The organism is uncultured Acidovorax sp., assembly GCF_964021665.1.
GTDB classification, from domain to species: Bacteria; Pseudomonadota; Gammaproteobacteria; order Burkholderiales; family Burkholderiaceae_C; genus Acidovorax; species Acidovorax temperans.
Genome location: NZ_CAXIAK010000002.1, coordinates 73097 through 85335, shown reverse-complemented (window position 1 = coordinate 85335; position 12239 = coordinate 73097). Strand labels below are relative to the sequence as shown.

Here is a 12239-nt window from a genome sequence, read left to right as displayed (position 1 = left end):
ACCGCCGGGCCATTTACTATGAAAAAGATAGCTGCTTGCGCTTTATTGGCGTGCGTTACAGCCACTTTTTTATCAAAATCTGTGCAGGGCAGCGAAACCACGCCCCTGCCCGGCACGGTGCTGGCTGGCCAGGGCACGATGCGCTTCTTTGGGCTGGAGGTGTACCAGGCACGCCTGTGGGTGAGCCCCGGCTTTGCCCCTGAGCGCTACGGCGACCAGCCCCTGGCGCTGGCGCTGACCTACCAGCGCAACTTCACCGCGCAGGCCATCGCCAAACGCTCCATCGAAGAAATGCGGCGCGTGGCCCCGTTCAGCGCCGAACAGGCCGAACGCTGGCAAGCCGCGTTGCAAGCCGCCTTGCCCGATGTGAAGCCGGGCGACACCCTCACCGGCATTTACCGCCCAGGCGGCGGTGCCGTCTTTCGCATGGGCGACAAGGTGGTGGGCAAGGTGGCCGACCCTGAATTTGCGCGCCTGTTCTTTGGCATCTGGCTCTCGCCCAACACGTCAGAGCCCGCGCTGCGCCAGGCGCTGCTGGCCAGCCGCAGCACGGCAGGATCGCCATGACCGCACCTGGCACCCCCGGCACGCTGCCCGCCCGCCAAGGCCTGACCTATGGCCTGCTGGGCCTGCCCCTGGCCTTTGTGGCGCTGCCGCTGTACGTGCTGCTGCCCAACCACTACGCACGCGCCTACGGCATGCCGCTGGCTACCCTGGGGGCCGTGCTGCTGGCGGCCCGCCTGTTCGACGCCGCCACCGACCCGCTGCTGGGCCGGCTGAGTGATCGGCTGTTCGGCCGCTCCACCCGCACCGTGCTGGGCGCGGGGGCCGGGTCGGCCGTGGTGCTGGCGCTGGGCATGTGGGCGCTGTTCTTCCCGCCCGTGCAGGGCCAGCAGGCCCTGGCCTGGTGGGCGCTGCTGTGCCTGCTGGCCACCTACCTGGCCTACAGCCAGCTCAGCATTGCCCACCAGTCGTGGGGCGCCCGCCTGGGTGGCGACGAAGCCCTGCGCAGCCGCATCGTGGCCTGGCGCGAAGGCGCGGCCCTGGTGGGGGTGGTGCTGGCATCGCTGCTGCCCAGCTTGCTGGGCCTGCCTGCCATGCTGGGCGTGTTTGCCGCCACGCTGGTGCTGGGCTGGTGGGCCTGGGCCTGCGCGCCCCGACCTGTGGCGCAGGGTGCCGGCACGCAGGGCGTGTACCACCCCGCCCAGCACGCCAGCCTGTGGCGGCCCTGGGGGCGTCCGGCCTTCCGCCGCCTGCTGGTGGTGTTCATGCTCAACGGCATTGCCAGCGCCATCCCGGCCACGCTGGTGCTGTTCTTCGTGCAAGACCGGTTACAGGCGCCATCCACGCAGGAACCGCTGTTCCTGGGCGCCTACTTCGTCTGCGCCGCCCTGTCGATACCGCTGTGGCTGCGCGCCGTGGGCCGCTTTGGCCTGGCCCGTACCTGGCTCATGGGCATGCTGCTGGCCGTGGCCGTGTTTGCCTGGACGGCGCTGCTCGGCAGCGGCGATGCGCTGGCCTTTGCCGTGGTGTGCGCCCTCTCGGGCGTGGCGCTGGGCACCGACCTGGCCCTGCCCAGTGCCCTGCTGGCGGGCGTGATTGCCTACGAAGGCGACAGCGGCCAGCACGAAGGCGCGTACTTTGGCTGGTGGAACTTTGCCACCAAGCTCAACCTGGCCCTGGCCGCCGGGCTGGCGCTGCCGCTGCTGGCCCTGCTGGGCTACACCCCCGGCACCCGCAGCGAAGCCGGCCTGCAAACCCTGAGCCTGGCGTATGCCGTGCTGCCCTGCCTGCTCAAGCTGGCGGCGGCTGCCGCGCTGTACCTGCTGGTGGTGCGGCGCACGCCCGGCAGCGCTGCGTTCCAGGCCCCGTGATTTTTCTCAATGCAACCCTGCACCTCACCCACCACCAAGGCCTTCCCATGATCCAACGCCGAACCCTTCTGGGCGCCACCGCCGTGGCGCCGCTTGCGGCCCTGACCGGGTGCGCCAGCCAGAACCTGGCCGGATACGCCAGCGAAAAGCCCGTGCTGGACCTGACCCAGTACTTCAATGGCACGGTAGATGCCCACGGCATCTTCCAGGGCCGCAGCGGCCAGATCGCCCGCCGCTTCACGGTGGTGATGGAGTGCAGCTGGAAGGGCAACGAAGGCGTGCTGGACGAAGCCTTCACCTATTCCGACGGCACCACCCAGCGGCGCATCTGGCGTCTGACCCAGCATGCCGATGGCCACTACACCGGCACGGCCGACGACGTGGTGGGCACAGCCAGGGGCCAGACGCAAGGCAATGCCTTTCGCTGGGGCTACACGCTGGCCTTGCCGGTGGATGGCAAGGTCTACCACGTGGACTTTGACGACTGGATGTACCTGATCGACGAGCGCGTGATGCTCAACCGCGCCACGATGAGCAAGTTTGGCGTGCGGCTGGGTGAGATCACCCTGTCGTTCACCAAGCGCACCTGAGCCACGCCATGAGTCTCAATCCCCGCATCCATTACTGGCAGGGCCGACGCGTGTGGCTGGTGGGCGCCTCCAGCGGCATTGGCCGCGCCACGGCGGCGCTGCTGCATGCGCGGGGGGCGCAGGTCATTGTGTCGGCCCGCAACGCGCAAGCCCTGCAAGCGTTTGTAGACGAGCACCCCGGCAGCGTGGCCGTGCCGCTGGACACGGCCCACACCGCCCAGGTCAAGGCCGCCGCGCAGCAGGTGCTGGCGGGCGGCCCGCTGGACCTGGTGTGCTACTGCGCCGGCCACTACCGCGACATGCGAGCCACCGACTTCGACCTGACCGAAGCCCTGCGCCATGAAGACGTGAACTACACCGGCACCCTGCGCGTGCTGGCCGGCGTGCTGCCCGCCATGGTGGCATCGGCCAAGATGGGGCGGCCGGGGCACGTGAGCCTGGTCAGCAGCGTGGCGGGCTTTCGCGGCCTGCCCAAGAGCCTGGCCTACGGACCTACGAAGGCGGCCCTCATCAACCTGGCCGAGGCGCTGTACCTGGATCTGCACGCACTGGGCATGGGCGTGAGCGTGATCAACCCCGGCTTTGTGGCCACGCCGCTGACGGCGCGCAACGACTTCACCATGCCCGCGCTCATCACGCCCGAAGCGGCGGCAGCGGCCATCGTGCGCGGCTGGGAAGACGGCGAGTTCGACATCCACTTCCCCAAGCGCTTCACCCGCTGGATGAAATGGCTGCGGTTGCTGCCGTACCGGTGGTACTTTCCGGCAGTGCGCCGCTTTACCGGCCTGTAAAACCCACGCCATGGAACACCCCCTGAGCCCCCCAGCGGCCTTGACGGAAGAAGCCGTCAGCCGCGTCATCGTCTTTTTTGAAACACTGTCGCCTGCAGGGGTGGCGCAACTGGGCGAGCTTTACGCGGCAGAGGCACGCTTCAAAGACCCGTTCAACGAGGTGCAGGGCGTGCCCGCCATCCAGGGCATCTTTTCCCACATGTTCGAGGCGCTGGAGCAGCCGCGCTTCGTCGTCACCGGCCGTGTGGTGCAAGGCCAGCAGTGCTTTCTGACCTGGGATTTCCTGTTCGCCTTCCAGAACTTTCACAAGGGCGTGACGCAGACGGTGCGCGGCGCATCGCACCTGGTGCTCAATGAGCAAGGCCTGGTCACGCTGCACCGCGACTACTGGGACGCCGCTGAAGAGCTGTACGAAAAGCTGCCCGTGGTGGGCGCTCTGATGCGCTGGCTCAAGCGGCGGGCAAACAGCTGAGCCTGTCGCAGGCCGTCACGGCCCTCATCCCGCCTTGGCCAGCTTGCGCACCAGGTAGTGCAGCGCCATCTCATAGCCCTGGATGCCCAGGCCTGCAATCACGCCGTCGGCAATGCCCGAGATGTAGGAGTGGTGGCGAAACTCTTCACGCTTGTGCACGTTGCTGATGTGCACCTCTACCACGGGCAGCGCCACGCCTGAGAGCGCATCACGCAGCGCCACGCTGGTGTGGGTGAGTCCCCCGGGGTTGATGACGATGCCGCGCGTGCCATCCAGGCGCGCTGCGTGGATGCGGTCAATCAGGTGGCCTTCGTGGTTGCTCTGAAAGCAGGCGGCCGTGGTGCCCAGCCGCACCGCCTCGGCGGCAAAGTGGCGCTCCACGTCGGCCAGGGTGTCGGCGCCGTAGATGTGGGGTTCGCGCGTGCCCAGCAGGTTCAGGTTGGGGCCGTTCAGAAGAAGAATGCTCATGGCGGTGGAATCAGCGTAACGAGGGAAATACGGCATTGTCTGCCCAATGGCCGCCACCGGCCCGGCAGCGATACCAACGCCCGCACCCGAGGTGCTTGCCTCAGGTGCGTGTTTAAGGCCAGCGCTTATTTGGCAGCGCGCAGCTTGGCCAGGGTGTCGTACACCTCTTTCACGGTTTCGGCACCCACCTTCTCGCTATGCTTTTCAATCACAGGCTTCATCTTGGCGCGCAGCTTGTCCAGCTCGGCGGCAGGGAACTCGGTCACCTGCATGCCAGACTTCTTGAGCTGGTCCAGCGCCACGTCTGACTGCACGCGCGAGACGCCGCGCTGGAACGTGGTGGCTTCGGCCATGGCGTCGTTGATCCACTTTTGCTCGGCGGGCGAGAGGCCATCCCAGAACTTCTTGCTGACGATGACGGCCTGCGGGTTGTACATGTGGCGCGTGATGGCCAGGTGCTTTTGCACTTCGTTGAATTTGGACGAGAGGATGGTGGTGACCGGGTTCTCCTGCCCGTCCACGGCCTTTTGCTCCAGCGCGGTGTACAGCTCGGGGAAGGGCATGGGCACGGCGTTGGCGCCCAGGGCGTTGAACATGTCGATGTAGATGGGCGACTGGATCACGCGGATCTTCAGGCCCGCCAGGTCCTCGGCCTTGGTGATGGGCTTTTTGCTGTTGGTGACGTTGCGAAAGCCCAGCTCCCAGTAGGCCAGGCCCACCAGGTTCTTGGCCTTGAGCTTGTCGAGCAGCTTCTTGCCGAAGGGGCCATCGGTCACGGCATCGGCTTCTTGCGGCGAGGCAAACAGGAACGGGAAGTCGTAAATGCCGAATTCCTTGGTCTGCGCCGACAGGATGCCCGCGTTCAGCACCGTCATTTCCACGGTGCCACCCTGCAGGGCCGACACGGTCTGCAGGTCGCCGCCCAGCGTGCCGCCAGGGAACAGCTTGACCTGAATCTTGCCGCCGCTCTTGGCTGCCACCAGGTCGGCAAACTTTTGCGCGCCCTGGGCCTGGGGGTGGTCCTTCTGGTTCTGGAAGGCGAACTTGATGGTGCGGTCTTGGGCGTACGCGCCCGACACCAGCGAGGCAGCCACCAGCGCCGTGGCCAGCAGGGTTTTCAAGAGGGTCATGGAAGGCTCCTTGGTAGGGATGAATGAAGCAAGGCCGTAAGAGGAAAAGGGTGGCGAGGGCGTTCAGCCGCCCAGCCAGCGCAGCGGCACCATCACGATGGATGGGAAGGCCACCAGCAGGAACATCACGATGAATTGCGCCAGCATGAAGGGCATGACACCGCGCGTCACATCCGACATGGAAATGCGCCCGACCCCTGCCACCACGTTGAGCACCGTGCCCACGGGCGGAGTGATGAGGCCGATGGCGTTGTTGATGATGAACAGCACGCCAAAGTAGACGGGGTCGATGCCTGCGGCCTTCACCACGGGCATGAGCACGGGCGTCAGGATGAGGATGGTGGGCGTCATGTCCATGGCCGTGCCCACAATCATCACCAGCAGCATGATGGCGACCAGCAGCAGCGTCTGGTTGCCCATGAAGGGCTCCAGCATGCCGATGATCTTGCTGGGCAGGTCGGCCACCGTAATGAGCCAGGCCGACACCATGGCCGCCGCCACGAGAAACATCACCACCGCGCTGGTGCGGGCCGCCGCCTGGAAGATGTCGGCCAGCTGGCGAAAGCTCAGCTCGCGGTACACCACCATGGCGACAAACAGGGCGTACACGGCGGCCACCACGGCCGCTTCGGTCGGCGTGAACACGCCCATGCGCAAGCCCACCAGAATGATGACGGGCAAGCCCAGGGCCCACACCGATTCGCGCAGGGCCTTGAGCACTTCCGCGCGGCTGGCGCGGGCGGGTGGCGCCACTTTTTCACGGCGCACCAGCCACCACCAGGTGATGGCCAGCGCGATGCCCAGCAGCACCCCAGGCACGATACCCGCGAGGAACAGCTTGCTGATGGACACATTGGCCGCCACACCAAAAATCACGAAACCGATGGACGGCGGAATGACCGGGGCAATGATGCCCGCCGAGGCAATCAGCCCCGCAGAGCGCGCCTTGTCGTGCCCGGCCGCCACCATCATGGGCAGCAGCAGCGATGCCAGGGCCGCTGCATCGGCCACCGCAGAGCCCGATACCGCCGCCAGAATCACCGCCGCCATGATGGCCACGTAGCCCAGGCCACCCGGCACATGGCCCACCACGGCCAGCGCCAGTTTGACGATGCGCTTGGACAGCCCGCCCACGTTCATGATTTCGCCCGCCAGCATGAAGAACGGCACGGCCAGCAGCGGGAACGAGTCTGCGCCGTTGATGACGTTCTGCGCCAGGATCTGCGCGTCGAACAGATCGAGGTGCCACATCAGCGCAATGCCGCTGATGAGGAGCGAGTAGGCGATGGGAATGCCAATCGCCATGGCGATCAGCAGAGAGCCGAGGAAGATGGCGACGGTCATGGGCGGCGGTGCTCAGGAAAGAGGGGGCGGTGGGCGCGGGCCATCAAGGCTTGCGCGCGGGGGGCGAATCGTCTTTGGCCACGATGGGGCCATGCGAAAAATGGGGCGCCACATCGCCCAGGTTGCGCTGTTCCAGCGCGGTCACTTCTTCGCTTTCCTGCACCATCACCAGTTCCTGGTCGCTGGTGTGGGTGAGCAGTGTGCGCAGCAAGTCACGCAGCAAGATGGCCATGGAGGAAATTCCCAGCATCACGCCGCTGGCGTAGAAGATGCCCACCGACGCGCCGGTGACGGGCGCTTCGGTGTCCCAGTTGATCTCTGCCTGCACCCAGCTGCCTTTGAGCAGCAGCCACGACACATACAGCATGGCCACCTGGGCCAGCACCAAACAGATTTTTTTGCCCTGACGGGGCAGGCGCGACACCAGCGCATCCGTGCCCAGGTGGCCGTGCTCGCGCAGGGCCACCACAGCGCCCATGAAGGTCAGCCACACAAACAGCCAGCGCGAGACTTCTTCGGACATGGTCAGGCCCGAGTTGAAGGCGTAGCGCAGCACCACGTTGCCGAAGACCAGCACCACCATGACGGCGAGGAGCAAGCCCCCCAGCATGTCCAGCGCTCGTGTGTAGCCCCGCAAAACGCGGTCCACCAAATCGAACATTGTTGTCTCCAGTCAAAACGTTATCGGCTGCTGGAATTATTTTGTACGAACTGGTTAGTTTTAATGATTCGGGCAAACCCTTGGTGAATGGCGGGCGCGGAATTCACGTGTGCATCCACCCCGGAGCCCACCCGCAGCCATCCAGGGCCAGCAGGGGCACAGCAGCAGAGCAAGCAAAGAAGCGGTCAGGCGCGCACGAAGCGCACCACCATGTCGATGATGGAATCGCGCCGCTGCGCGAGGGCCTCGGGCTCGTCGAGTGAGCGCTTGAAGATCGCGCTGAAGGTGTGGCGGTTGGCCACATTGAAGAAGCACAGGGCCGAGATGGACATGTGCAGGTCAATCGGGTCCATGTGGGGGCGAAACACCCCGCTGGCCACGCCGCGTTCGTACACCGCCTGCACGGCATTGATGGCGGGCACGTTCAGCTCCTGGATGGTGGCGGAGCGGCGAATGAACTCGCCCCGGTGCATGTTCTCGTTCATCACCAGGCGGATGAAATCGGGGTTGTCCAGCTGGTAGTCAAAGGTGAAGCCCACCAGGGTGCGCAGCGCGGCCTCGGGCTCCATGTCTTCCAGGCGCAGGCTCGTCTCGATCTGGCGAATGCGCCGGTAAGCCTCTTCGAGCACCGCCAGGTACAAGCCCTCTTTGCTACCAAAATAGTAGTAAATCATGCGCTTGCTGGTGTGGGTCAGCGCGGCGATCTCGTCGATGCGCGCGCCCGCCAGCCCCTTGTCGGCAAACTCGGCCGTGGCCACTTCCAGGATGTTGGCCATGGTGCGGTCCGGGTCGTTCACCCGGCCACGTTCCGGCGCCGCTGCGGAAGCTTTGCGTGCGGTACGGCGGGGGGCAGGTTCGCCCACCAAAGGAGTTCTAACCAGTTCGTTCATAGCCAGCAAAGCATAAGCGAACCACAGCCAGCTTCGTCCCCCAAGATACCCGCGCCGCCCGCAGCGGGGAGCATGCACCGGGGGTGGGAAAGCCCCTGGTTATCAGGCGCCCGGCTTGGTGTCCGCGAAGCTCGCGCGCTGCATCAGCTTGTCCATCAGCTTGCCCAGGTTGGGGTATTCGGTGCGCCAGGCCAGCTCTGGGTAGCGGAACTCCAGCCAACCCAGGGCGCAGCCCACGGCAATGTCCGACAGGCTCAGGTGGATGCCGCTGCAATAAGGCTTGTCGCCCAGCCCCTGGCTCATGGCCTTGAGGGCGGCGTTCACCTTGCCCATTTGCCGGTCGATCCAGGCCTGGCAGCGCTGGTCGTCGGGGCGGTGCACCCAGGTGGCTTCCATGCGGGCCAGAATGCCGGCGTCCATGGCGCCATCGGCCAGGGCTTCCCAGGTCTTCACCTCGGCGCGTTCGCGGCCCGAGGAGGGAATCAGCTTGCCCACGGGCGAGAGGGTGTCGAGGTATTCCACGATCACGCGCGAATCAAACACAGCCTCGCCGCCTTCCATCAGCAGGCAGGGCACCTTGCCCAGCGGGTTGGAGGCGGTCACCGTGGTGTCATCCCCCCAGACGTTGTCCTGCACGAACTGGTAGTCGAGCTTTTTTTCGGCCAGCACGATACGTACTTTGCGCACATAGGGGCTGGTGGTGGATCCGATCAGTTTCATGGGTCAGCAGGAAGTGAATGCCCGCACGCAAACGGCGCACGCTGGCTGGGCAGGCGATTCTATCGGCACCCGCCCACCCGTGCCTGACAGGCGTTGCGCCGCCCATCCACCTACAATTGCGCGCCATGAGCCTGTCCACCATCACCGCCCTCTCGCCGCTTGACGGCCGTTACGCCCCCAAACTTGCCGCGCTGCGCCCCATCATGAGCGAGCACGGCTACATGCACCGCCGGGTGCAGGTCGAGGTGGCGTGGTTCATCGCCCTGTCTGATGCAGGCTTTGCAGAATTCAAGCCCCTCACTACCGGAGCACGCGCTTACTTGCTCAGCTTGGTGAAAAACTTCTCCGAGGCCGATTCCGCCGCCATCAAGGAAATCGAGAAGACCACCAACCACGACGTGAAGGCCGTGGAATACTGGATCAAGAGCAAGTTCGAAGCCCGCCCCGAGCTGGAAAAGGCCTCTGAATTTGTGCACTTTGCCTGCACCAGCGAAGACATCAACAACACCAGCCACGCGCTGCAACTGCGCTCGGGCCGCGACCAGGTCATCCTGCCGGGCCTGGACCGCATCATGCTCAAGCTGCGCGAGATGGCCCACGCGTTTGCCGACGTGCCCATGCTCAGCCGCACCCACGGCCAGACGGCCAGCCCCACCACCGTGGGCAAGGAAATGGCCAACGTGGTGATGCGCTTGCAAACGGCCTGCGAGAAGATCGCCGCCGTCAAGATCATGGGCAAGATGAACGGTGCCGTGGGCAACTACAACGCCCACCTGTCCGCCTGGCCCGAGTTTGACTGGGAAGCCTTCAGCAAGAAGGTCATCGAAACGCCCGAGCCCCTGGGCCTGGGCCTGACCTTCCAGCCTTACTCGATCCAGATCGAGCCGCACGACTACATGGCCGAGTTGTTCGACGCCGTGGCCCGCGCCAACACCATCCTCATCGACCTCTCGCGCGACATCTGGGGCTATGTGAGCCTGGGCTACTTCAAGCAGCGCCTCAAGGCGGGCGAGATTGGTTCGAGCACCATGCCGCACAAGGTCAACCCCATCGACTTTGAAAACGCCGAAGGCAACCTGGGCCTGGCCAACGCGCTGCTCAAGCACCTGGCCGAGAAGCTGCCCATCAGCCGCTGGCAGCGCGACCTGACCGACAGCACCGTGCTGCGCAACATCGGCGTGGCCCTGGGCTACGCCGCGCTGGCCTACACCTCGCTGCTCACTGGCCTGAACAAGCTCGAAATCAACGAAGAAGCCCTGGCCGCCGACCTGGACGCGTCGTGGGAAGTGCTGGCTGAGCCCATCCAGACGGTGATGCGCCGCTTTGGTGTGCAAGGCGCGTACGAAAAGCTCAAGGAAGTGACGCGCGGCAAGACCGTGACGGCCGAAGCGCTGCACGCACTGATCCAGTCGCTGGACATCCCCCAGCCCGAAAAAGACCGCCTGCTGGCCATGACGCCTGGCAGCTACACCGGCAAGGCCGCCGAGCTGGCCCGAAGGGTGTAACCCCCCTGAGGCGCTGCGCGCCTTCCCCCCTGGGGACGCAACCCGTGGCCCGGCAAAGCCGGTTCCACGGTTGCACTGACTTGGGCACCGCCCGTAGCGAACACTGGCGGGTTTTCGATATTTTTTGCCTCTAGCGCTTTCCTGATAAGCGCTGGCAGCTATCAAATTAATAGTGAGGCTGCATGGCCATCAAATCCACCATCTTCAAGGCGAACCTGCAAATCGCCGACATCGACCACGGCTACTACGCCGACCATGCCCTCACCCTGGCACGCCACCCCAGCGAGACGGATGAACGCATGATGGTGCGGCTGGCCGCGTTGGCGCTGCAGGCCCACCAACTGCAGACGCTGTGCAATGGCGATGCGACGCTGGCCTTTGGCGCGGGCCTGTCCGACCCCGATGACCCGGACGCCTCACTCACTGACTTCACCGGCCGCAAGCGCGTGTGGATTGAGGTGGGCCAGCCCGAAGACAAGCCGCTGACCAAGGCCTGCAGCAAGGCCGATTCGGTCATCGTCTACTGCTTCAATCACGCGTCTGAAGTGTGGTGGAAGGGCATTGAAACCAAGCTGACGCGCCTGGAAAAGCTGCAAGTCTGGCGCATTCCCACCGAAGCCTCGCAGGCCATGGCGGCCATGGCCGAGCGCAGCATGCAGCTGCAGGCCACTGTGCAGGAAGGCGCGCTGACGCTGAGCAGCAACCTGGGCAGCGTGCACCTGGAACCCGTGCGCTGGAAGTGATAGATATCAACCAAAAAGCCTTCCAGCGCCCTACAGATAAGCGCCAGCAGCTATTGAATCAATAGCAATGACTCAGTCGCGCGGCATCAGCGCGCCACATTGCCAGCACTGCTCAAACCCGCCCTCGACGATCTCCCCGCACCGGCAAGCCCAGCGGCGCTGGGGCAAATCCTGAAGTTCCTGCAGCAGCGCGCGTGCACGGGGGGCGTGTTCGTCGTAATCCAGCCAGATTTCGGGCAGGCACTGGTCCGGCGGCAGGTGCCCGGCCGCAGCCCCCAGGTATTGCCGCTGCACCGACGCCGTCATGCCCGCTTCGCACAGCAAATCTGCCCACAGGGTGGCGATGGCGATATTGGGGGCTTGGGTCAGGCGCAGCATGGGGCCACCATAGCGGTTTGGTCGCCTCGCGTACAGCCCCCGGGGGAACGCTGCTGGCTACACCGCAGGCGGTTTGGAAGCGCCTTCCGCCGCCCGCTCGGCATAGCGGGTGAACCGCCAAGCCGTGTGCTCCAGCGTGATGCGCCGCCACACCTGGCGCTTGGCGGCTGGGCCCATGGCAGGCCAGTGCTGCACTTCATCGAACGTGCGGCCACAGCCCTTGCACAGATCGTCGCCCTGGCTGGTGGAGCAGATGGCAATGCAGGGCGTGTCGGGCGTGGTGTCGTACCAGCCCAGCCAGGCATCCAGGGCCTCCAGCGGCAGGTTGCCTTCTTCCACCGTATCTTCGTGGCGGTACACCATCAGCGCATACACCTCGGCCAGCGCCTGCACCTGCGGCGCCAAGGCCATGCCCGCATTGGAGGGCAAGCGCTGGCGCCAATGGTTGATGGCGGCTTCGATGTCGGTGATGTGGATTGCAGTCATGAAGATGGGGGTGCAGCGCAAGAAACCCTGGGCAGGCAGACGCTGACGGGGGCTGGATGATAGCGACCCCGAGTCGCCAAACAGCAGCGCAGGGGTATCCGCCAACCTGCTGGTAAACCCTGATACCCCTTCAGGGCATACGCAATACCCACAACCCCCGCGCCCTTGCACCGGCCGCCCGACGGTG

The 12239-nt window shown here is 65.3% G+C and carries 15 protein-coding genes; 7 read left to right on the top strand and 8 right to left on the bottom strand.

Features of this window, described 5'->3' with window-relative positions; genetic code table 11:
• Positions 1-81 precede the first annotated feature (81 nt).
• The 5 genes from AADJ04_RS00925 to AADJ04_RS00905 are packed head-to-tail and all read left to right on the top strand — an operon-like array spanning position 82 to position 3727.
• Positions 82-567, top strand: a complete 486-nt coding sequence (locus tag AADJ04_RS00925; protein WP_341238444.1) for a chalcone isomerase family protein — start codon at positions 82-84, stop codon at positions 565-567.
• Positions 564-1874 carry an MFS transporter gene (locus tag AADJ04_RS00920; protein WP_341238443.1) on the top strand — a complete coding sequence of 437 codons (1311 nt, stop codon included), beginning with the start codon at positions 564-566 and terminating at the stop codon, positions 1872-1874. The genes AADJ04_RS00925 and AADJ04_RS00920 overlap by 4 nt, the downstream gene beginning before the upstream one ends.
• A gap of 47 nt (positions 1875-1921) precedes the next feature.
• Positions 1922-2464, top strand: a complete 543-nt coding sequence (locus tag AADJ04_RS00915; RefSeq protein ID WP_341238442.1) for a DUF3833 domain-containing protein — start codon at positions 1922-1924, stop codon at positions 2462-2464.
• Between the two features lie 8 nt (positions 2465-2472).
• Complete coding sequence (locus AADJ04_RS00910; RefSeq protein ID WP_067512586.1) at positions 2473-3255, top strand: SDR family NAD(P)-dependent oxidoreductase; 783 nt, start codon at positions 2473-2475, stop codon at positions 3253-3255.
• 10 nt (positions 3256-3265) lie between these two features.
• Positions 3266-3727, top strand: coding sequence for a nuclear transport factor 2 family protein (locus tag AADJ04_RS00905; RefSeq protein ID WP_341238441.1), 462 nt, complete (start codon positions 3266-3268; stop codon positions 3725-3727).
• Between the two features lie 24 nt (positions 3728-3751).
• On the opposite strand, the gene aroQ is transcribed toward AADJ04_RS00905, so the two are convergent.
• The 6 genes from aroQ to AADJ04_RS00875 all read right to left on the bottom strand — a co-directional run bounded on the left by aroQ (position 3752) and on the right by AADJ04_RS00875 (position 8940).
• Positions 3752-4231 (bottom strand): type II 3-dehydroquinate dehydratase, encoded by a 480-nt coding sequence (aroQ, locus tag AADJ04_RS00900; RefSeq protein ID WP_341238440.1) that lies wholly within the window; start codon positions 4229-4231, stop codon positions 3752-3754.
• 89 nt (positions 4232-4320) lie between these two features.
• Positions 4321-5325: a TRAP transporter substrate-binding protein gene (locus tag AADJ04_RS00895; protein ID WP_341238439.1), complete on the bottom strand. Its 1005-nt coding sequence runs from the start codon at positions 5323-5325 to the stop codon at positions 4321-4323.
• Between the two features lie 63 nt (positions 5326-5388).
• Positions 5389-6669 (bottom strand): TRAP transporter large permease subunit, encoded by a 1281-nt coding sequence (locus AADJ04_RS00890; RefSeq protein WP_341238438.1) that lies wholly within the window; start codon positions 6667-6669, stop codon positions 5389-5391.
• 43 nt (positions 6670-6712) lie between these two features.
• Positions 6713-7330 (bottom strand): TRAP transporter small permease, encoded by a 618-nt coding sequence (locus AADJ04_RS00885; protein WP_341238437.1) that lies wholly within the window; start codon positions 7328-7330, stop codon positions 6713-6715.
• A 185-nt stretch (positions 7331-7515) separates the two neighbouring features.
• Positions 7516-8220, bottom strand: coding sequence for a TetR/AcrR family transcriptional regulator (locus tag AADJ04_RS00880; protein WP_044395041.1), 705 nt, complete (start codon positions 8218-8220; stop codon positions 7516-7518).
• A 102-nt stretch (positions 8221-8322) separates the two neighbouring features.
• A complete protein-coding gene (locus AADJ04_RS00875) occupies positions 8323-8940 on the bottom strand; it encodes a glutathione S-transferase N-terminal domain-containing protein (protein ID WP_341238436.1) in 618 nt (205 codons plus the stop codon).
• A gap of 125 nt (positions 8941-9065) precedes the next feature.
• Between AADJ04_RS00875 and purB the strand changes: the two genes are divergently transcribed.
• Positions 9066-10445, top strand: a complete 1380-nt coding sequence (gene purB / locus AADJ04_RS00870; protein WP_341238435.1) for an adenylosuccinate lyase — start codon at positions 9066-9068, stop codon at positions 10443-10445.
• 182 nt (positions 10446-10627) lie between these two features.
• A complete protein-coding gene (locus AADJ04_RS00865) occupies positions 10628-11188 on the top strand; it encodes a YaeQ family protein (protein ID WP_066786348.1) in 561 nt (186 codons plus the stop codon).
• A gap of 72 nt (positions 11189-11260) precedes the next feature.
• Here AADJ04_RS00865 and AADJ04_RS00860 read toward each other — a convergent pair whose 3' ends face one another.
• Both AADJ04_RS00860 and AADJ04_RS00855 read right to left on the bottom strand, forming a co-directional pair.
• On the bottom strand, positions 11261-11566 hold the full coding sequence (locus tag AADJ04_RS00860) for a hypothetical protein (protein WP_044395146.1): 306 nt from the start codon (positions 11564-11566) through the stop codon (positions 11261-11263).
• A gap of 57 nt (positions 11567-11623) precedes the next feature.
• Positions 11624-12052 (bottom strand): DUF3717 domain-containing protein, encoded by a 429-nt coding sequence (locus AADJ04_RS00855; protein WP_341238434.1) that lies wholly within the window; start codon positions 12050-12052, stop codon positions 11624-11626.
• Between the last annotated feature and the right edge of the window lie 187 nt (positions 12053-12239).